The organism is Pseudomonas sp. RL_105y_Pfl2_101, from assembly GCF_963970585.1.
Classification (GTDB): domain Bacteria; phylum Pseudomonadota; class Gammaproteobacteria; order Pseudomonadales; family Pseudomonadaceae; genus Aquipseudomonas.
The window spans coordinates 1-20685 of the sequence record NZ_CAXAPG010000051.1 but is presented as its reverse complement, the minus strand read 5'-3'; the positions used below and the strand labels follow the sequence as shown (position 1 = coordinate 20685).

21 protein-coding genes are annotated in these 20685 nt (G+C 61.3%); 8 read left to right on the top strand and 13 right to left on the bottom strand.

Going from position 1 to position 20685, the window contains the following annotated elements; translation table 11 throughout:
• A partial coding sequence (locus tag AACY31_RS27165) for an SEL1-like repeat protein (RefSeq protein WP_339505426.1) occupies positions 1-1232 on the top strand: 1232 nt, incomplete at its 5' end.
• Between the two features lie 89 nt (positions 1233-1321).
• On the opposite strand, the gene murB is transcribed toward AACY31_RS27165, so the two are convergent.
• The 8 genes from murB to AACY31_RS27125 all read right to left on the bottom strand — a co-directional run bounded on the left by murB (position 1322) and on the right by AACY31_RS27125 (position 8184).
• Positions 1322-2341 (bottom strand): UDP-N-acetylmuramate dehydrogenase, encoded by a 1020-nt coding sequence (gene murB / locus AACY31_RS27160; RefSeq protein ID WP_339505425.1) that lies wholly within the window; start codon positions 2339-2341, stop codon positions 1322-1324.
• Complete coding sequence (locus AACY31_RS27155; RefSeq protein WP_014339516.1) at positions 2338-2802, bottom strand: low molecular weight protein-tyrosine-phosphatase; 465 nt, start codon at positions 2800-2802, stop codon at positions 2338-2340. Before AACY31_RS27155 ends, murB begins: the two co-directional genes overlap by 4 nt.
• Positions 2802-3566: a 3-deoxy-manno-octulosonate cytidylyltransferase gene (kdsB, locus tag AACY31_RS27150; RefSeq protein WP_053189634.1), complete on the bottom strand. Its 765-nt coding sequence runs from the start codon at positions 3564-3566 to the stop codon at positions 2802-2804. Before kdsB ends, AACY31_RS27155 begins: the two co-directional genes overlap by 1 nt.
• Complete coding sequence (locus tag AACY31_RS27145) at positions 3563-3748, bottom strand: Trm112 family protein (protein WP_003179363.1); 186 nt, start codon at positions 3746-3748, stop codon at positions 3563-3565. Before AACY31_RS27145 ends, kdsB begins: the two co-directional genes overlap by 4 nt.
• 23 nt (positions 3749-3771) lie before the next feature.
• Positions 3772-4782, bottom strand: coding sequence for a tetraacyldisaccharide 4'-kinase (gene lpxK, locus AACY31_RS27140; protein WP_339480740.1), 1011 nt, complete (start codon positions 4780-4782; stop codon positions 3772-3774).
• Positions 4782-5210 (bottom strand): ExbD/TolR family protein, encoded by a 429-nt coding sequence (locus AACY31_RS27135; protein WP_339480739.1) that lies wholly within the window; start codon positions 5208-5210, stop codon positions 4782-4784. Before AACY31_RS27135 ends, lpxK begins: the two co-directional genes overlap by 1 nt.
• Positions 5207-5842, bottom strand: coding sequence for a MotA/TolQ/ExbB proton channel family protein (locus AACY31_RS27130; RefSeq protein ID WP_162254895.1), 636 nt, complete (start codon positions 5840-5842; stop codon positions 5207-5209). Before AACY31_RS27130 ends, AACY31_RS27135 begins: the two co-directional genes overlap by 4 nt.
• A gap of 95 nt (positions 5843-5937) precedes the next feature.
• Complete coding sequence (locus tag AACY31_RS27125; RefSeq protein WP_339493110.1) at positions 5938-8184, bottom strand: DNA internalization-related competence protein ComEC/Rec2; 2247 nt, start codon at positions 8182-8184, stop codon at positions 5938-5940.
• 144 nt (positions 8185-8328) lie between these two features.
• On the opposite strand from AACY31_RS27125, the gene AACY31_RS27120 reads away from it, so the two are divergent.
• Positions 8329-8844 carry a DUF2062 domain-containing protein gene (locus AACY31_RS27120; RefSeq protein ID WP_339480736.1) on the top strand — a complete coding sequence of 172 codons (516 nt, stop codon included), beginning with the start codon at positions 8329-8331 and terminating at the stop codon, positions 8842-8844.
• Positions 8845-8930: 86 nt separating this feature from the next.
• Here the strand turns inward: AACY31_RS27120 and AACY31_RS27115 are convergent, their stop codons facing one another.
• The 4 genes from AACY31_RS27115 to AACY31_RS27100 form a co-directional block, all read right to left on the bottom strand.
• Positions 8931-9710 (bottom strand): ABC transporter permease, encoded by a 780-nt coding sequence (locus AACY31_RS27115; protein ID WP_339480757.1) that lies wholly within the window; start codon positions 9708-9710, stop codon positions 8931-8933.
• A gap of 2 nt (positions 9711-9712) precedes the next feature.
• Complete coding sequence (locus tag AACY31_RS27110; RefSeq protein WP_339480733.1) at positions 9713-10645, bottom strand: ABC transporter ATP-binding protein; 933 nt, start codon at positions 10643-10645, stop codon at positions 9713-9715.
• 136 nt (positions 10646-10781) lie between these two features.
• Positions 10782-11405, bottom strand: coding sequence for a glutathione S-transferase family protein (locus tag AACY31_RS27105; RefSeq protein ID WP_339493111.1), 624 nt, complete (start codon positions 11403-11405; stop codon positions 10782-10784).
• Positions 11406-11450: 45 nt separating this feature from the next.
• Positions 11451-12110 (bottom strand): transglutaminase-like domain-containing protein, encoded by a 660-nt coding sequence (locus AACY31_RS27100; protein WP_339480730.1) that lies wholly within the window; start codon positions 12108-12110, stop codon positions 11451-11453.
• A gap of 290 nt (positions 12111-12400) precedes the next feature.
• Here AACY31_RS27100 and AACY31_RS27095 point away from each other — a divergent pair, with 290 nt between their 5' ends.
• Positions 12401-14848, top strand: a complete 2448-nt coding sequence (locus AACY31_RS27095) for an acyl-CoA dehydrogenase (RefSeq protein WP_339493112.1) — start codon at positions 12401-12403, stop codon at positions 14846-14848.
• A gap of 103 nt (positions 14849-14951) precedes the next feature.
• On the top strand, positions 14952-15359 hold the full coding sequence (locus AACY31_RS27090) for a PA2817 family protein (protein WP_339480725.1): 408 nt from the start codon (positions 14952-14954) through the stop codon (positions 15357-15359).
• Positions 15360-15542: 183 nt separating this feature from the next.
• Here the strand turns inward: AACY31_RS27090 and AACY31_RS27085 are convergent, their stop codons facing one another.
• Positions 15543-16541 (bottom strand): LysR family transcriptional regulator, encoded by a 999-nt coding sequence (locus AACY31_RS27085; protein ID WP_339480723.1) that lies wholly within the window; start codon positions 16539-16541, stop codon positions 15543-15545.
• A 90-nt stretch (positions 16542-16631) separates the two neighbouring features.
• Between AACY31_RS27085 and AACY31_RS27080 the strand changes: the two genes are divergently transcribed.
• The 4 genes from AACY31_RS27080 to AACY31_RS27065 all read left to right on the top strand — a co-directional run bounded on the left by AACY31_RS27080 (position 16632) and on the right by AACY31_RS27065 (position 20021).
• Positions 16632-17258 carry an alanyl-tRNA editing protein gene (locus AACY31_RS27080; protein ID WP_339480722.1) on the top strand — a complete coding sequence of 209 codons (627 nt, stop codon included), beginning with the start codon at positions 16632-16634 and terminating at the stop codon, positions 17256-17258.
• A gap of 477 nt (positions 17259-17735) precedes the next feature.
• Positions 17736-18959: a type II and III secretion system protein family protein gene (locus tag AACY31_RS27075; protein ID WP_339480720.1), complete on the top strand. Its 1224-nt coding sequence runs from the start codon at positions 17736-17738 to the stop codon at positions 18957-18959.
• A 56-nt stretch (positions 18960-19015) separates the two neighbouring features.
• Positions 19016-19729 carry a tetratricopeptide repeat protein gene (locus AACY31_RS27070; protein WP_339480718.1) on the top strand — a complete coding sequence of 238 codons (714 nt, stop codon included), beginning with the start codon at positions 19016-19018 and terminating at the stop codon, positions 19727-19729.
• Positions 19730-19751: 22 nt separating this feature from the next.
• Positions 19752-20021: a DUF3613 domain-containing protein gene (locus AACY31_RS27065; protein WP_339480717.1), complete on the top strand. Its 270-nt coding sequence runs from the start codon at positions 19752-19754 to the stop codon at positions 20019-20021.
• Positions 20022-20685: the final 664 nt, after the last annotated feature.

Here is a 20685-nt window from a genome sequence, read left to right as displayed (position 1 = left end):
CCTGCCTGTTGTTGGCCGCTTGCGATACCGGTGGCACTTTTAATTTTCCCAAGAAGGACCCTTCCGTGAAGCCTTTAACCGAGATCAAGGCCAAGCTGGCCTTTACCTGCCAACACGAAACGATCCCCGCGCCGTCCGCTAAAAGTGACGTGCTGTTTCAATACGCCCGTTGGTTGCAAAAGAACAACCAGCTCAAGCAGAACAAAACCGTTGATCTAGAGATCGAGCGGCTGTATCGCATCGCCTCAGAGAACGGCCATTTCAAAGCCAATATCAACCTACAGAACGGCGCCATGCGCGGTCGTTTCGAGCTCAGTGGCGCCCAGCATTTGCGTATGAGCCAACAATTGATCGAAGCAGGCGTGGCGACGGGTTACTACTTCGTCGGGATCTTCCTGCAACAGGGCTCGGCGGGGCTGTATCAGGACCCCGAGATGTCGTTGCGTTACTTCCGTAAAGCAGCTGATCGGGGCAATGCCCAAGCCCAGTACCTCGTGGGAGATAAACTTGATCTAATTGACGTTGCGCCGGAAATAGCGACACAAATGTATCGTTGCGCTGCTGAACAAAGTCATGGGAAGGCGGCTGTTGCGTTGGGCATTTACCTTAAGCACAAAGGGGAATATCGACAGGCGCTTGAAATATTCCAGATGGGGATCGCCGCGGGCAACGAAAGTGCTGCTGGCCGTTTGGAGGACGCATTTCGCGGCCCTCCTCCCACCGATCAGTTGGACTACCTCGGCCAACAAGAAGACCTTGAACGCGCCGAGCGCTACAAAACCATCTGGCGAATCCTAGCAAACTACTCCTACGCCAACCCCACCGTCCCCGAAATCTACGAAATCCTCCCCTTGCCACCCGCCGAACTGCCCGAGTGGGACGGCAAACTCCAATGGCTCGAAGCCCGCCTGGCCAACGTCCCGCCGCAAAAACCCAGCGAGGCGCTGATCCGCGAGCTGGCCGAAGCCAAGGGTCTCGAACCCGCCACCGGCAAACCCACACCCGATTCACCCGCCTTCATCAGGGCCGAGCAACCCTCGACAACCTGCCAAAGCGGCCAGGCCTGTACGCAAACCGGCTACTGGATCGCCGCTGGGTACGCCGTCATCCGCCGCTTCGAAGAGGGCCAGATCCTGCCGACGCTAAACGTACGTCATCGCGAGTACCGTTTCCTGCTCCCTGACCGGGTGACGGTCGGCCCAGAAAAGGTTGATTGGATATTTTACGGATGAGCTATCAAGTGTCGGGATACACCCAGTTATCCCGACCCACCGATTTAGGAGTTGTAGATCAACCAGGCACAGCTGAACAATCACCTCATTCAATACCGATTGGGCTCCATTTCCAGCTCAACCTGAAACCGTTCAGCAATGTCTTTCTGGATGCGCAGGGCCAGGTCCAGAAGTTGCGGGCCCGTGGCGTTGCCGTAGTTGACCAGCACCAACGCCTGCAACTTGTGCACCCCGGCATCGCCCTCGCGAAAGCCCTTCCAGCCAGCACGCTCGATCAACCAGCCGGCGGCGATTTTCATTTGTCCTTCAGGCTGTGGATAAGCCACCAGGTCAGGGTATTGCAGCTTTAAGTGCGCCACATGCGTGGCCGGCACCAGCGGGTTCTTGAAGAAGCTGCCGGCATTGCCCAGCACCGCCGGGTCCGGGAGTTTTTCGCTGCGGATGCTGCAAATGGCCCGACTCACATCGGTAGGTGTTGCCTGCTCGATGCCCTGCTCGGTCAATCGCTGACGCACCGGGCCGTATTCCAGATGCAAGTGCGCGGCGCGGCTGAGGGCAAAACGCACCCGCAGGATCAACCAGCGCCCCACCTGCTGCTTGAACACGCTGTCGCGGTAGGCAAAACGGCACTCCTCCAGGGTGAACTCGCGCAGTTCACCGGTCTGGCGATCCAGCGCGGTGAGGCCGGCGAAGACATCCTTGATCTCCACACCGTAGGCGCCGATGTTTTGCATCGGTGCCGCGCCCACGGTGCCGGGGATCAGGCTGAGGTTCTCCAATCCAGACCAGCCTTGTGCCAGCGTGTGCTGGACGAACGGGTGCCACGGCTCCCCTGCTTCGGCTTCGACCACTACGCGTTCGCCGTCATCGCTGAGCAAGCGAATACCGTGGCTGGCCATGCGCAGCACCAGCGCGTCGATGTCGCCGGTCAGCAGCAGGTTGCTGCCGCCGCCGATGACCAACAATGGCACGGCATGCTCGGTGGCATAGGCCAGCGCCTGGCGAACATCGCCATCGCTGTGGGCTTCGGCGAACAGCCGGGCAGTGACGTCCACACCGAAACTGTTGAAGGGCTTGAGGCTGACGCCCGCCCGCACCTGCAAGGTCATAACCGCCCCTTCAATTCGATCACCAGGCGATCGGTGGCGCGTTCAATCAAGTCCAGCACCTGTTCGAAGCCTTGTTCGCCGTCGTAGTACGGGTCCGGCACATCGTCGAGTTCAGCCTCGTAGCGGCGTAGGAACAGGTCCAGTTCGGCCCTGCCATTGGCCGGTTGCAGGGCCTTGAGGTTGCGCAGATTGCTGCTGTCCATCGCCAGGATCAGGTCATAGGCGGCGAAATCAGCGCGGGTCACCTGTTGCGCGCGTTGGGCCGACAAGTCGTAGCCACGCTTCAGGGCCGCCGCCTGGCTGCGCTTGTCAGGAGCCTTGCCGACGTGCCAGTCACCAGTGCCGGCGGAAGCGACTTCCACCTGGCCGGCCAGCCCGGCCTCACGCAACTTGTGGCGCAGGATACCTTCGGCGGTGGGCGAGCGGCAGATATTGCCGAGGCAGACGAACAGGACCCGCATCAGGCCTCCAACAGGCGACGAACGCGCTCGAGGTCTTCGGCGGTGTCGACACCGGTCGGCGGGGCGATCAGCGCATCGGCGACGTGGATCCGCACGCCGTGCCACAGGGCACGCAGCTGTTCCAGGGCTTCAGTGTTTTCCAGCCAGCACGGGCCCCAGGCGACGAAGTCCTGGAGAAAGCCCGCACGGTAGGCATAGATGCCGATGTGGCGGCGGTACGGCACGCCTTCCGGCATCACGTCACGGCTTTGGGCGAATGCGTCCCGCGCCCAGGGCAGCGTCGCGCGGCTGAAGGTCAACGCCAGGCCATTGAGGTCGCTGACCACCTTGACCACGTTGGGGTTGAACAGCGTCTGCACATCCTCGATCGGCTCGGCCAGGGTGGCCATGCGCGCCTCGGTGTGGGCCGCGAGGTTGGCGGCGACCTGATCGATCACGCTCGGCGGGATCAACGGCTCGTCACCTTGCACATTGACCACGATCGCGTCGGCGGCAAGACCGAGTTTTGCCGCGACCTCCGCCAGGCGGTCAGTGCCGGAATTATGGTCTTCACGGGTCAGGACGACTTCGGCGCCAAAGCCTTTGCAGGCCTCGACGATGCGTGCGTCATCAGTCGCCACCACCACACGCTGGGCGCTGCTTTTGCAGGCCTGTTCCCAGACGTGCTGGATCATCGGCTTGCCGGCGATCGACAACAACGGCTTGCCGGGCAGGCGCGTCGAGGCGAAGCGCGACGGAATGACAACGGTAAAAGCTGCGGTCATTTATCCAGGCGCTCGTCGGTGGTCAGGGTGCGGGCTTCGCTTTCGAGCATCACTGGGATGCCATCGCGAATCGGGTAGGCCAGGCCGGCGCCCTTGCTGATCAGTTCGGTCTTGTCGGCACTGAGCTTGAGCGGGCCTTTGCAGACTGGGCAGGCCAGAATATCGAGCAATTTGGTGTCCATGGAATTCCCCTGGGTAAAAGGTTTTAAGGCAAAAGCCGATCCGGCAACAGGCGTATCAACTGCGTATCGAACCAGGTGGTAAAGGCCGGCGACGGCGCGGCGTCCACCGCCAGGTACCACCAGTCGGGTGCGGCGAAGGCACGGCATTTGACTGCGTCCTTTTCCGTCATGACCACCGGCAGCGATGGCGTGAAACTCAAGGCCTGGGCGCTATATTCGGCGTGGTCGGCAAACCCATGCGGTATTGGCCGCCAGTGTAGCGTTTCGAGGGTCTTGAAGAAACGCTGGGGATTGCCGATGCCGGCCACGGCATGCAGGGCCTGGCCGGGTGGAAAATGGTCAAGGGAGCGCCGCTCGCCGCTCGCCAGGTTCACCAGCGCGGTGGGACGCAACTCGAAGGCGAAACCGTCTTCGCGGTCGGCATGGGCGCCGTTGTACAGCACCGCGTCGACCGATTGCAGGCGCTCGATTGGCTCGCGCAACGGCCCGGCCGGCAGGCAACGCCGGTTGCCCAGGCCACGGGCGTTGTCGATCAACACCAGCTCGAGGTCCCGGGCCATCCGATAATGCTGCATGCCGTCGTCGGACAGAATCAGGTCCAGCGGCTCGGCCTCCAGCAGCGCCTGGATCGCGCGACTGCGATCAGGGTCGATCATCAACGGCACACCTGTGCGCTGGACGATCAACAACGGCTCATCACCCGCAACGTCGGCGCCCTGCTCGGCCGCAACCCGCCAGGGCAGTTGCGGCGGCTTGGCACCATAACCCCGGCTGACCACCCCGACGCGCAGGCCACTGCGCTGGCAGTGCTGGATCATCCACAGGATCAACGGCGTCTTGCCGGTGCCACCGACCGTAATATTGCCGACCACCACCAACGGCACGGGGGGCTGGTAGATCTGGCCTACACCCGCCAGGAAACGCTCGCGCTTGCCCACCACCACCCGTCGGTACAACCACTCAAGCGGTCGTAGCAGGGTCAGGGCCGGGTGACCGTCGTACCACGCGGCAAGCAATCGATCGGACATGGCCATCAGGGTGCGGGGGCCGCCTCGACCGTGGTCATGCGCAGATGGCTGAAACCGAGCTTGCCGGCCGCGTCCATGGCGGTGATCACCGATTGATGAGGGGTTTTGCCGTCAGCGCTGATGGACAGCGGCAGGTCGGTGTCGCCACCAGACTCTTTCTGCAGGACCTCGATCAGGCTCGCCAAGTCGCTCTTGGGCAGCAATTGGTTGTTCACCGAGAACGCCCCTTCGGCGCTAATGGTGATTTCCAGATTCTTCAGCTGCTGGTCTTCGGCCGGCGAGCCGCTGACGGCCTCCGGCAATTCAACCTTGAGCTGGGTTTCCCGGGTGAACGTGGTGGTCACGACGAAAAACAGCAACAGGATGAACACCACGTCGATCAGCGACGCGAGGTTGATCTCGATGTTTTCCCGTGACTTGCGACGGAATTTCACTTCTTGCCCCCAGCCAGGTCCACGTCACGGTCACCCTGCACCACCTCGACCAGCTTGATCGCTTCTTGCTCCATGCCCACCACCAACTCGTCGACGCGGCGTTGCAGGAACCGATGGAAGAACACCGCCGGAATACCCACCATCAGGCCGGCGGCGGTGGTGATCAAGGCCTTGGAAATGCCCCCTGCCAGTACTGCGGCGTTGGTGGTCATGCCAGAACCGGTAAACGCGCTGAAGATGTCGATCATGCCCAGCACCGTACCCAGCAGGCCCAGCAGCGGGGACATGGCGGCGATAGTGCCCAGGGTGCTGATATAGCGCTCCAGCTCATGGATGACCCGGGCGGCAGCTTCCTCGATGCACTCCTTCATGATCTCGCGACCATGCTTGGAGTTCGCCAGGCCGGCGGCGAGGACTTCCCCCAGCGGCGAGCTGGCCCGCAGCTCCTTGAGCTTGTCCTTGTTCAGTTGCTTGTCCTTGATCCAGACCCAGACCTGCCCGAGCAGATGCTCCGGGGTCACGCGGCTGGCCCGCAGGGTCCACAGGCGTTCGGCAACGATACCCAGTGCCGCGATGGAACTCAGAATGATCGGCAACATCATCCAGCCGCCGGATTTGACCAATTCCCACACAGTGACTGCCCCCTCGAAAAAGTGCGCCACTTTATCACACAGACTCGCCTTGCAGACCCGCCCCACCGATTAGCGCCTCAGTCGATTGCGCTGGATCAATATTGCCCCGGTGGCCCGACTGTGGGCCGATCGCGCCAGTAACGTCGATGCCCGGCCTCGGTGCGCGGCAGCTCGAAAGCCCCCAATTGCAGACGAATGGCGCCCTGCTCGGCGCTGTCGTAAATCGCCAGGCCCGAGCGTCGATACCGGGCCATCACCTGAGGATGAGGATGGCCGAACGCGTTGCCATGCCCTCGGGAGATCAGTACCGAATGCGGCTTGAGACGTGACAGCAACGCCATCGACGACGAACTGCGGCTGCCGTGATGCGGCGCGGCCAGCCACTGGATCGGCACCGTCAGGGGCTCATCGAGCATGGCGCGCTCGGCAGGGGTATCGATATCGCCGGTCAGCAGCAGGCGCTCGCCGCCGGCCTCCACCAGCAAAACGCAGGATTTCTGGTTGCTTTCGACGGCAGAGGCCCACCGCCACAGCTCGAACCCGACCCCGTCCCACTCCCAGCGCCTGCCACTGTCGCAAGGCCCGGCCTGCAGTTCGGCGGGCAGCGCGTCGGGATCGCCGCTGATCACTTCCATCGTTGGCAGCCCATTGCGCACCGCGCGGGCCCCGCCGGCATGATCGGCGTCGGCGTGGCTGAGCAGCATCAGGTCCAAGCCGCGCACACCCAGTTTGCGTAAGGTCGGCAGTACGACGCGCTCGCCCACATCAGCCTTGCCAAAGCGCGGCCCAGCGTCGTAAAGCAGGCTGTGATGCCGGGTACGTACCAGCACCGCCAGCCCTTGGCCCACGTCCAGTTGCCAGATCTCGGCCTGCCCTTGCGGTAGGTGCTCTTGCGGTGGGAAAACCATCAGCAACACCATTGGCCACCCCAGTACACGTAGCGGCACACCTTTGGGCAACAGCAGCAAAAAAGCACCGAAGGCGGCGATACCCAAGGCCCAGGGCGGGACCGCTGCAGGCACCCAGGCCGGCATTCGCCCGGCAACCAGCGCCAACCCCTTGAACAGCAGATCGAGCAGCCCGCCGGCGATCCACAGCAGGCCTTCGCCCATGAGCGGCACCGGCAACAACACCGTGCCAAGCAACGCGGGCGGCAATACCAACAGGCTGATCCAGGGCACCGCGAGCAGGTTCACCAACGGCCCGCTGAGGCTGACCGGCAAGCCCACGATCAACAACAATGGACACAGACCGAGCGCAACCAGCCATTGGGCACGGGTCCAGGTTTGCCACCAGCGCCAGGGCCCCAGGCGAGCGCCAAAGGTGAACATCAATATGGCGACGGCCGCAAACGACAACCAGAACCCTGGCCGCAAGCTGGCAAGCGGATTGAACATCAGCACCCCGACGAAGGCCAGCAGCCATGCCCACCATGGATCTGGCTGTTTGAAGCGCAAGCGCCATAGCAGCACCAAGCCGATCATCGCGCAGGCCCGCCGCACCGGTACCTCGAAGCCGGCGAGCAAGCCGTAGCCCAGGGCGGCGCAGAAGGCCAGCCCACAGGCCCAAGGCAACCAGGCCAGCCCCACCGGCCACAGACCATAACGCGCCGCACCGGCCACCAACAGGTACACCAGGCCGGCGAGCAGGCCGATGTGTTGCCCGGAGATCACCAGCAAATGGACGGTGCCGGTGTCTTGCAGCACCTGCCAATCCTCGCGACTCAGCCCGCCGCCGTCGCCCAGGACCAGAGCCGCCAACGCACCGGAGCGGCCGTGGGCATCGACCTGTGTCAGCGCCTGACGCACCCCATCACGCCAGGCGCCCCGGGCCGCTTGTAAAAGACGGCCATCCTTGATCGTACCGGTCGCGCCGATGCCGCGGCTCAGCAACCAGGCGGCATAGTCGAAGCCGTGTGGGTTCAGCAGCCCGGTGGGCCGCTTGAGCTTCACCGCCAATCGCCATCGTTCACCGCTGCTGACCGGCGGACCACCGAACCAGGCGAGACGCATCGTTGCCGGTAGCCGGGTACGACGTGAGTGGGCATCGGCGAGTTCGAAGCGCACCACGCCATCGCCCTGTTGCGGCAAACCGACCACGCGCCCCTCGACCCAGCGGGTTTCACCGTCGAGCGCGCTGGATAACCGATCGTCCAGCGCAAACTGCGCCGACAGGCAGGCCCAGGCCAGCCCGAACAGGAAAAAACCCAGCGGATAGGTTCGAAACGGCAACGCCATCAGCGCCAGCACCGCCATGGCTGCGATCAGCCACAACGGCGGCAGTATCGGTAGTAAAATCGGCGCCAACAGCCCCAGTGCAAGCGCGACTAACCCTGTGCGCATAACCCGTCCTTGAGAGTACCCTCTTCAGGCATAGACGGTCCGCCGCACCGCTGGCGTTATCAATTGTCACAAAGTCTGAATCTGTCAGCTGTAGAATCCGGACATACTTGCGGCCTTAATGCGTTGAACCGACCGAGAAGCCTTATGCCCCGGCGCTTATTCAAACGTTACATGCCAGACCCAGAAAGCATTCGGGAACATAAATCCTTACGTTTTTTTGGCACCTTGCTGCACGATCCCAATCTTTGGCACCTCAATCGGCACTCTGTCGCCCGGGCGATGGCTGTTGGCCTGTTTACCGCATTCTTGCCGATCCCCTTACAAATGTTGCTGGCCGCCACACTGGCCATCACGGTGCGCGGCAACATGCCGATTGCGGTGAGCCTGGTGTGGCTGACCAATCCGCTCACCATGCCGGCGGTGTTTTTCTGCACTTACCAGACCGGCGCGTGGTTGATGGACGTGCCCGCCCGAGCGCTGCCCGAAGAGCTGACCTGGGCATGGATCAGTGGCCAGTTGTCCACCTTGTGGCAGCCCTTCCTGCTCGGCTCGGTGGCGACCGGCCTGGTACTCGGCGCCCTCGCCTACTTCGTCACCATGAGTTACTGGCGCTGGTGGGTGGCCCGACAGTGGACGCGGCGCAAGAAAAGCCGGATGTGAAATGCAAAAAGGCCTCCTGGGAATGGAGGCCTTTTTTTGGCGTTCGGACTGACGCTATCGCGAGCAGGCTCGCTCCCACAGGGGGTTTAGGTACGCATCCCCCGCCCGCTGACCAGTAACCGCGCGCAACCGAGGTAAAGCACCACGGTCGCCACCAGCATGAAGGTAATTGCGATGCTGATCTTGATGTCCGACACCCCGAGGATGCCATAGCGAAAAGCGTTGACCATGTGCAGCACCGGGTTGGCCAGGGACACGGTCTGCCAGAACGGCGGCAACAGGGAAATCGAGTAGAACACCCCGCCCAGGTAGGTCAGCGGCGTGAGCACGAACGTCGGGATGATGGAAATGTCATCGAAGTTGCGCGCAAACACGGCATTGATGAAACCCAGCAGCGAAAAGATCGTGGCCGTGAGCACCACCACCAATACCGTCACCCCCAGGTGATGCACCTGCAAATGGGTGAAGAACAACGACAACAGGGTCACGATTAGGCCCACCGCCAACCCTCGCAGCACACCGCCCAGGGTGTAGCCGATGAGGATCGTATGGGGCGACACCGGCGAGACCATCAATTCTTCGATCGAACGCTGGAACTTGCTGCCGAAGAAACTCGACACAACGTTGCCATAGGCGTTAGTGATCACCGACATCATGATCAGCCCCGGCACGATGTAGTCCATGTACGTGAAACCACCCATGTCGCCGATTTGCCGGCCGATCAGGTTACCGAAGATCACGAAGTACAAGACCATGGTGATGGCGGGCGGCAGCAGCGTCTGCGGCCAGATCCGCATGAAGCGCCGGATTTCACGGTAAACAATGGTATTGAGGGCGATGAGGTTGGGGCGCAGTTCGGAATTCATGCTCATACCGCCACCTTCGCCAGATTCTTCTCCACCAGGGACACGAACAACTCCTCGAGCCGATTGGTTTTGTTGCGCAGGCTCTGCACTTCAATGTTTTGCACGGCCAGTTGGTTGAACAGCCCGGTGATGCCCACGACTTTGTCCACCTGCACTTCCAGGGTGTGGCTGTCCACCAGGCGGGCCGGATACCCCATGAGCTGCGGCGCCGTCGTCAGGTCGTTTTTCAGGTCCAGCAGGAACGTTTCCACATGCAGTTGGCTGAGCAACTGGCGCATGCTGGTGTTCTCAACGATGGTGCCGTGGTCGATGATGCCGATGTTGCGGCACAACTGCTCAGCCTCTTCCAGGTAATGGGTGGTGAGGATGATGGTGATGCCTTTCTGGTTCAGCTCGGTGAGGAAGCTCCACATCGAACGACGCAGTTCGATGTCCACGCCAGCGGTCGGTTCATCGAGGATTAACAGGCGCGGCTCATGCACCAGCGCACGGGCAATCATCAGACGACGCTTCATGCCGCCGGACAACGAACGGGACGGCACGTCGCGCTTGTCCCACAGGCCCAACTGGGTCAGGTACTGCTCGGCGCGCTCGTTGGCGATCTTCGGCGGGATGCCGTAGTAACCGGCCTGGGTGACGACGATGTCGAAGGTCTTCTCGAACTGGTTGAAGTTGAATTCCTGGGGCACCACGCCGATGCAGCGCTTGAGGGCGGCGGGCTCGCGGTCCAGGTCATGACCAAAGACGTTCACCGTTCCGCTGGTCTTGTTCACCAACGTGGAGAGAATGCCAATGGTGGTGGATTTGCCGGCACCGTTCGGGCCGAGCAAGGCGAAGAAATCACCTTCGGCGACGTCCAGATCGATACCACTCAAGGCCTGGAAACCGTTGCCGTAGGTTTTGGTTAGCTGCCGGATGGACAGAGCGGAACTCATATCGGATTACGCACCAAGAAGGGAGGGAGGAAAAGAACAGATAAGGGCGGGCGGCAAGCAATGCAACCACCGCGCACGAAGGCAATGGTGCTTGGCGTCGCCGCACAAGTACAGTCAAGCGTGTCGATAGTAGGTATTAAGTCAACGCGGTCATGACGGCTTTGCGGTAGGCCGGGCGCTGCTGCAACCGCGTGTACCAGGCCTGTACGCCAGGCTGCTCGGCGCGCTGGATGGGCATCTCGAACCAGGCATAAATGAAACTGCCCAGGGGAATGTCGCCCATGCCGATTTCATCACCCGACAGGTAGGGCTGTTCACTCAAGGTCTGCTCGACCATGGCAAGCAAATCGTCGCACGCTTTGATCGCCGCGTTGATGACCGCCCAGTCCTGTTGCTCAGCCGGGGTGCGCAAGACGCCCCAGAACACGGTGCGAAACGGTGCGGCAAAACTGGAGGTGGTCCAGTCCATCCATTTTTCAGCTTGGGCCCGTGCCTGTCCGTCAGCGGGATACCAGGCCGAACCCAACGCATGGCGAGCAGCCAGGTAACGCACGATGGTATTGGACTCCCAGAGCACAAAGCCGTCGTCTTCGATCATCGGCACCCGACCATTGGGGTTTTTCGCACGGTACTCGGGCGTGTCCACCACACCGAATGCCCCGCCCGCATCAATAGCCTCGTAGGCCAGCCCCAACTCTTCTGCGCACCACAACGCCTTGCGCACATTCGATGAATTTTTCCGGCCCCATATCTTCAGCATCACGGCGTCCCTCGATGGATATATGCCGCAGCAGCATACGCCGGATCAGACGCGCCTCAAATCACCCTGCAGGTCGCCGAGCAAGCGCGGCACCTGCGCGCCGAACAGGTGCGGGTAGCATTTCTCCAGGTGTTCGAAGAAGAACGTTTCGGGCACATCGGCGAACTGGCCGTGGTCAGTGACGTACTCCATCAGTTTCGCCCCTTGCCGATTGAACGGGTGGAAAACGCTGTCGTGGCGACCGTCGAATTCCAGCGGGGCCACATCGAACAACTCGCACAGCCCCTGGTTGAATGCCGGCGTGGCCTTGACCCAGCGGTCGTTCAGGTACAGCTCGGTATAACCGTGCATGGCGAACACGTCGCTCCTGAGCAATTCCAACAGGCGCGGCGTAGACAGGTGATTGCGGACATCCGCCAGGCCGATGCGCGCCGGGATGCCGCAATGCCGGGCGCAGCCGGCCAGCAAGGTAGCCTTGGGCACACAGTAACTTTCGCCCGCAGCCAACGCGTAACTGCCGCACAGGGTCGCCGGGTCGCGACTGAAGGTATAGGGATTGTAGCGCACCGCCTCGCGCACGGCGTAATACAGACTGACCGCTTGCGCCAGCGGGGCGCGGTCGGCACCGCGGTGGGTTTCGGTGAAGTTGATGACCGCTGGATGATCGCTGTCGATGAACGGACCGGGGTTCAGGTATTGCTGCATAAAAGGAAGGCCTCTCAAAAAACATCACAAGGAGCTCCTACACAGCTCCTACGGGAGGGCTTGCCTCGAGTTTATCCACAGCCTCCAGCCAGCGATAACGGCATTCCGGCCAAACAATGGCGTTTTCTCACCTTGTTAACGAACGATTTCCCACGGCTGTTGCCAACCAGACTGGCGCAATGCCCCCAGGGTTTCCCACGAAATCAATCACATCGCGCTGAGCGCCGGTTTTGCAGATGCCGTCTAAGCTCTGAAGGTCGGTTTTTGCCTTGGTTCACGGAGGATTACATATGTTGTTGTTGTGGATACTGGTTCTGGTCGTCGGTAAAGCTTGGCTGGCGCATCGGCGCATCGCGCCGTTGCCCGCGCTGGGCATCATCGCGGCCTACCTGCTGGCCATGAGCCTGTTCAGCCCGGCTCCCGGGTGGCTGATGCTGATCTTCTGGGTTGCGTTCGCCGCCGTCGCGGCCCCGCTGCTGCTACCGGACCTGCGCCGCAAGTATTTCAGCGCGCCGATGTTCGACTGGTTCCAGAAAACCCTGCCGCCCATGTCCGAGACCGAGCGCGACGCCATCGATGCCGGCACGGTGTGGTGGGATGGCGAACTGTTCAGCGGCCGCCCGGATTGGAACTTGCTGCTGGCCTACCCCAAGGTGCAACTGACTGAGGAAGAGCAGGCGTTCCTCGACGGCCCTACCGAAGCCCTCTGCGCGATGGTCAGCGACTGGCAGATCGGCCAGGCCATGGACCTGCCGCCTGAAGCCTGGACCCATATCAAGGAGCATGGATTCTTCGCGCTGATCATTCCCAAGGAATACGGCGGCAAAGGTTTTTCTGCCTACGCCCATTCCCAAGTGGCAATGAAACTGGCCACGCGCAGCGGCGATCTGGCCTCTACCGTGATGGTTCCCAACTCCCTCGGCCCGGCAGAACTGCTGCTGCACTACGGCACTGATGAGCAACGCGACCATTACCTGCCGCGACTGGCCCGTGGCGACGACATTCCCTGCTTCGCCCTGACCGGGCCGCTGGCCGGCTCCGACGCCGGGGCGATGCCCGACACCGGCATCATCTGCAAGGGTGAATGGGAAGGCCAGGAAACCCTCGGCCTGCGCCTGAACTGGGAAAAACGCTACATCACCCTCGGCCCGGTGGCCACCCTCCTGGGCCTGGCCTTCAAAGCGTATGACCCCGACCACCTGCTGGGTGACGAAGAAGACCTGGGCATCAGCCTCGCCTTGATTCCCACCGACACCCCTGGCGTGCATATCGGCCGCCGCCACCTGCCCCTTGGCGCCGCATTCATGAACGGGCCGAACTGGGGCAAGGACGTGTTCATCCCGCTGGACTTCCTCATTGGCGGTCAGGCCATGCTCGGCAAGGGCTGGATGATGCTGATGAACTGCCTGTCGGTCGGGCGCTCGATTTCCCTGCCGGCGGTGGGCACCGGTGCAGCGAAGTTCACCAGCCTGGTGACGGGCCAGTACGCCCAGGTGCGCGAGCAATTCAACGTACCGTTATCGGCATTCGAAGGTATCCAGGAAGCCATGGCGCGCATCGGTGGCAACGCCTGGATGATGGATGCTGCTCGCATGCTGACCGCCAACGCCGTGGACCTGGGGGAAAAGCCTTCGGTGCTGTCGGCCATTCTCAAGTACCACCTGACCGAACGCGGTCGCGAGTGCATCAGCCACGCCATGGACGTGCATGGCGGCAAGGGCATCATCATGGGCCCGAACAATTACCTGGGCCGCAGCTGGCAAGGTGCGCCGATCTTCATCACGGTCGAAGGCGCGAACATCCTGTCGCGCAACCTGATGATCTTTGGCCAGGGCGCCATTCGCTGCCATCCGTTCGTGCTCAAGGAAATGGCTCTGGCAACCCGTGAAGACAAGGACCAGGCGCTGGTCGAGTTCGACACCTTGTTGCTCAAGCACATTGGTTTTGCCGTGAGTAACGCCGCCAGCACCCTGGTGCTCAACCTCGGCCTGGGGCATTTCGAGAAGGCCCCCGGCAATGCCTTGAGCCAAGGTTATTTCCGCGCTCTCAACCGGCAGGCAGCAGCATTCGCCCTGCTGGCGGACCTGAGCATGATGCTGCTGGGGGGGGAACTCAAACGCCGGGAGCGCTTGTCAGCCCGCCTGGGCGACGTATTGAGCAACCTGTACCTGGCGTCCGCCGCACTCAAGCGCTATCACGACCTGGACTCGCCGGACCACATGGCACCGCTGTTCACCTGGGCCATGGAGGAAAGCCTGGGCCAGTCGGAGCGTGCGCTGGATGAACTGTTGAGCAACTTCCCGAACCGGGTGCTGGGTTGTCTGTTGCGCCTGGTGGTGTTCCCCTTCGGTCGTCGTCACAAGGGCCCGAGCGACAGGCTCGACGCCGAGGTGGCGGCGGTCATCGGCCGGGCCAAGGGAGACCCGACCCTCGAGGAGTTGCTGCAGGGCTGCTATCGCCCGCAATCGGCCGACGATCCGGTGGGCGCCCTGCAATACGCCGCCGACCTGCTGGCCGCCGCCCATCCGTTGCACAAGAAACTGCACGTCGCGCTCAAACAGGGCCAGCTCAACCCCGCGCCGGGTGAACCCCTCATCGACGCCGCCCTGGAAGCGGGTGTGCTGCAAGCCGATGAAGCGCAGACCTTGCGTGCGGCCGAGGCGGCACGGCGCAAGGTCATCGACGTGGATGACTTCGATAAGGAGGAGTTGACGCTGGCGCAGGACAAGGTCCGTTGATCGTGACGGCCAGGTACGCTCGTCACCTATAGCTCTTCACCTATAAAAGCGGGCGCAAGGGCTTTATACTCCTGCGCCCGTTTTGCTCTTGAGGACTTATCTCGTGTCCAATGTCGTTGCCGATCACCTTGTCTTGCTTGACCACTTGCGCAGCATCCTGGTCGCCGTGGGTGAGGCCGAACAGGTGCCCGAAGAAAGCCACGCCTTGTTCCTGGAGCGCTTCGACGAGTTGCGCGCGCAACTGCCCGTCGACCCGATCGAAAGCCAGTACCTGGGCCAGGACCTCCTGGGCCAAGTGATCATCCGTTATCCGCAGATCGCCCACCTGGTGCCTCGCGACCTGCTCTGGTACTTCGCCGGCGACTGCCTGCACTACATGCCCGACGAAGAAATCGCCCTGTACCAGGCCCTGGAGGAACGTCGTTTCGAAGCCGAGCAAAACGACGAGCCTTTCGACTGGAACCAGGAAAAACAATTGCTGGCGATGTCGGACCAGGACAGCAAACACTGATTGCCATCCGTCATGCAAAGGCCCGCACGGTTAACCCGGCGGGTTTTTTTTGCCTTGCCAAAGTGTGTTGCCTGGACGGGCCTCATCGCGAGCAAGCCCGCCCCCACACTGGTTTGTGGTTGATCACAAAATTCATGTGCACTGCAGATCCTGTGGGAGCGAGCCTGCTCGCGATGGGGCCGGTCAAAACAACCCATCACTTTCCGGCAACTCATAACGTGTCGCGACCTTGCTGGAACCACTCCCGCCGCCCACCGTGCTCAAGGTCGGCTCCTTCTCCAGGCACGCCACCAGATAGTCAATGAACACCCGCAGCTTGGGCGGCAGGTAGCGGGTCGGTGAATGCAGCAACCACAAGCCACCGTGGTAGGAGGCCAGGAACGTCCAGTCGGCCAATACCTGCACGATCAAGCCTTGCTCCAAGGCATGGCGGGCGGTGAAGTACGGCAGGCTGCCAATGCCGATGTGCTGCAAGACGGCCCCCAACCGCACGCCCGTGTGATTGGCTGCGTAGCGCCCGTGCACGCCTACGGTGACGGACTTGCTGCCTTTCTTGAATTTCCAGCGCGCGTCGTTTGGAGTTGCCCCCAGATAAATGCAGCTGTGTTCCAACAAATCGTGAGGATGCGTGGGAGTACCGTGCTCAGCCAGGTATTGCGGCGTGGCGCAAAGCAAGTGATCGATTGTCAGCAATTGACGCCCCACCAGCCCGACCGGAGGTTGATCGGTAATCCGGATGGCCAGGTCGACATGATCGTCGATCAGGTCGACCTGCCGATCCTCCAGGAACAGCTCCACATCGACCTTTGGATAACGGCGCAAGAATTCGGGCATGTGCGGATGAATCACGAACCGCCCCACCGCCTTGGGCACGCTGACGCGGAGTCGGCCTTCGGCCTCCTGAGTGAACTGCCCGCTGATTTCCATCACCGACCGAGCGGCGGCGACCATTTCCTGACAGCGCTTGAACACTTCTTCCCCGCCATCGCTCAAACGCAACTTGCGGGTGGTGCGTTGCAACAAGCGGGTCGCCAGGGCTTTCTCCAGACGAGAAATACTGCGGCTGATGGCCGACGGTGATGAACCTGACTGACGGGCCGCCTCGGAGAAACTGCCGGTCTCCACGACCTTGACGAAGATGGCCATTTCGGCCAGCAACGGCAACGGTAGATTTGTGCTCATGGCGCAACAGTCCTTTGAAATTTTAACGGATTATCACTCTTTTACGCCCTACCTATAATCCCGTCACAATTTCTGATGTGGATATGGCACATGACACTTCGCCTCTTTTTCCATAGCGATGACCTCAAGGCCAACGTGGAAGTCCTGGATTGCAGCCCCCGGGAACATGAATTTGCCGTGGTGCTGTACGCCACGCTGTTCCACCCCCAGGGTGGCGGTCAGCCTTGCGACACCGGATGGATCGGTGAAAGCCAGGTGCTACGCGTGGTCCAGGAAGGAGCACAACTCGTCCATTACGTCGATTGCCCCGTGGCCTTGGGCATGGCTGAGATCCGCGTGGATACGCAGCGCCGACAGTTGAATTCGCGCCTGCACTCGGCTGGGCACCTGATCGGCCATTTCGCCCAGACCCGTGGCTGGACGCCAATCAAGGCCCATCACTGGCCCGGCGAAAGCCGTGTGCAGTTCCAGCCAGGGGAAAATGCTCAGGAACTGGACATCTCGATCATTCAGCAAGGCATCGACGAATGGATTGCCGATGACCTGCCGCGCCTGATCATGTTGCGCGAAGGCCTGCGCGAAGTCGGTTTCGGTGAGCTTGCCGCCTACGGCTGCGGCGGTACTCACGTGCAGCGCCTGCAGGAACTGGGAACAGTCACCATCGCCTCGCTTTCGAAAAAGAAAGGAACACTGTCAGTGCATTACCACGTGGCCTGATATCCGCCAAACCCTGCGACCTGAAATGGCTCGCAGGCCTCGCCTCACCCCTGGCAGATCTGCCCTGCGCCCCCCCCCTCACCACACAAAAAGACAGATTATTGACGTCTCTTTGAGCAGGCTTTGCCCTTCCGTCACTTTTTAGTCAATTTTTTATTCAGGGCGTGGCGCTTTGCCATGCTTGAACTACCGTCAAACAGAAGCGATGACAGGGTCGGTAAAACGCTCCTGAAGAGACCTGATCGACACCGTCGTTGCCATCGAAAATCCCGGTGAGCCCGGGTAGCGAAAAGTTGTCTGCAAGCAGCCTGTCGTTCAGTCAGGCCGGTGAAATGCGCCCGTTTGCGAGTAGCGACGAGGCCTGAAACCGGAATCAATGAACGGTCAGGTGAGAAGGAAAGGGCTAGCCCGGACCTCTTAAGTGATCCGCGGCAAATAGTTAAGCCTAAGGATGGTCTCTTTATCGAGGATCACTTCATGACCCATCGCACTGCTCCCGTTCTGAAACATTTTATTCATGGCCTGTTCTGGATGGGTCTTGGCTTGAATGCGGCCCAGGCCGCAGCGGCAAATTGTTCGCAACTGGACAATTTACCGGCGACCTTCGAGGTCAGCCAAGGGCTCCAAAGCGAGCTGCGCATCCTCGCACCCGTGACGAAGTTGGCAGTCGGCGACCCTAAAATTGCCGATGTGCAGCCCAGTGGCAGCGATGCCTTTATTCTCACGGGCCTGGCGCCCGGCGCCACCAGCCTGATGGTCTGGACCGACTGTTCGAAGATACCGCGCCAGAGCATGATCTTTGTCAAAGGTCGGGCCACTGAGGCACTGACGGGGGCTGCGAGCCTACCGTCCGAAGATCCTATGCTGTTCGCCCAGGTGCAGACTGACATTCGATTCGTTGAAGTCAGCCGGACCAAACTCAAGGAAGCTTCAACGTCGATTTTTGGCAGCCGTGGCAATTTCCTGTTCGGCTCGCCGAGGACCTTGCCCACCGTCGGCGGTATTGTCCGGCCTTCATTGCCGGCCAATAACGACATGTTCAACCTGTCGTTTGCCACCGGTAAGACACTGTTGATGATCAACGCCCTGGAAGGCAGCGGTTTCGCCTATACCCTGGCGCGGCCGAGCCTGGTGGCCCTCAGCGGGCAGAGTGCGAGCTTCCTGGCCGGTGGCGAAGTGCCGATCCCGGTGCCCAGTGCCGGCAGCGACAACGTGTCCATCGAATACAAGGAGTTCGGCATTCGCCTGACCTTGACCCCCACCGTCATCGGCAGGAATCGCATCGCACTGAAGGTGGCACCGGAAGTCAGTGAGCTGGACTTCAGCAACGCGGTGAACATCGCCGGGACACTGGTACCAGCACTCACAGTGCGTCGTACCGACACCAGCATCGCCCTGGCCGATGGTGAGAGCTTCGTCATCAGCGGCCTGATCAGCACCCGCAACAGCTCCCAGGTGAACAAATTTCCAGGGCTGGGTGATGTGCCGATTCTCGGTGCGTTCTTTCGCGACAACGCCATCAACCGCGAAGAGCGCGAGCTGCTGATGATCGTCACGCCACACCTGGTCCAACCGCTGGCCGCCGACGCGCAACTGCCAACATTGCCAGGCGAGCAACTGCGTAATTACGACCCGAATTTCTACCGCATGTACTTCCTTGAACATGGCGAGTTTGACAACCGCAGCGGGCTTTCCCAATGAGCCGTCGCCCGATGTGCGAAGCACCTATTGTCCAACGGCTTGCCAAGGGGCATTCAATGAACGCAGTGATCGCAATAGCGGCGACCTTGATGCTCGCCGGTTGTGCCAGCAATGGCGTGGTGGCTTCACGCTCGGCCGATTGTGCCAAGCCAGGATCCGACCAGGAACTGGCCCTGAACCTGGCCGAAGACATGGCCAACGAAGGTCGTTTGTACGCCAGCCTGGCAAACCTCGAACGCTTGCCCGAGGACTTGGTCCAGGTCCGCCTGCGCAAGGCTCGGGTGCTGCGCCTGATGGGGCGCCACGAAGCCGAACCGTTGTACAAAAGCCTGCTCGGGACGTGCCTGGCCGCAGATGGTGAGCATGGTCTTGGCCAGTTGGCGGCCGCCAAAAATGACAATGCCGCCGCAGCCCAATACCTCGAACGCGCAGCGAAAATGGCCCCGACCGAAGGCAAGATCCGCAATGACTTGGGGGTCGTCTACCTCAATCAACGACGCATTTCAGAAGCCCGCTTCGAGTTCATGACCGCCATGGAGCTCCAGCAGTCAGACACCCTGGCCGCGCTCAACATGGTGACCCTGCTGATTTACCAGGACAACTGGAAGCAGGCCGCCGAGCTCGCGAACATGGCCAAGCTGAGCCCCCAGCAAGTGGCGGATGCCCAGGCCCGTGCGGAAAAGATCAGGGGTTCGGCCACTAACGCAGTGACGTCACCCGCCAACCGCCTGACCGAGGTTGTCGACGCCTCAACCGGCGCGGTCAAGTAAAGCGTTACGAGGAGTCCAAGAAATGATGACCAAACAATTGATGATCGCATGCATGATAGGCCTTTCCACCAGCGTCTGGGCCATTGAACCAGGCCCCTCTTCGCCCGCACAGCAAGGCACCGAGAGCTGGATGCAACTACAGATTCGCGGCGTGGCCGCCTCCACCAACCTGCAAACCGCCTCGGCCGCCGAACGCGAGATGACCATGCAACGCTGGCTCAACAGCTTCAACTACCCGATCCCGGAATTCTTTGACCAGGACTCGGGAGGCGAGATCACCAGCAGTAAATGAAACACGCAGGAAACGAAAAGATCGCAGCCCTCGACAGCGCCTACATTTGATCCGATGTAGGAACTGCCGGGGGCTGCGGTCTTTTGGCTGACCAGCGGAAAAAACTGGGGCGAGCGAACTTGCTCGCGAAGAGGGCATCACATCCAACACTCATGCAACTGATCCACCGCCATCGCGAGCAGGCTCGCTCCCACAATTGGATCGGCGTATGACCGGGAGAGTCAGGTCGGCTGTCAGGCCGCCTCGCGAGCAAGCTTTGCTCCCACAGACCTCTTCCACAGAATGTTGGGTGCTTACAAGATCAGTGCCCACCGCCGATCCCTGTGGGAGCCGAGCTTGCTCGCGATGGCGGTGGGTCTGCTTGCACCCATGCTGAAGGTGCCGTCGCCATCGCGAGCAGGCTCGCTCCCACAATTGGATCGGCGTATGACCGGGAGAGTCAGGTCGGCTGTCAGGCCGCCTCGCGAGCAAGCTTTGCTCCCACCGACCTCTTCCACAGAATGTTGGGTGCTTACAAGATCAGTGCCCACCGCCGATCCCTGTGGGAGATTCTATGGTGCAGGGCTACCCCTTAAATGCCCTTCGGTAAGTATTCGCTCTGGTTCTTCAGCAGGGCGAATACTACTCGGGCAAGCTTGCGGGCCAGTGCCACTAATGCTTCGGT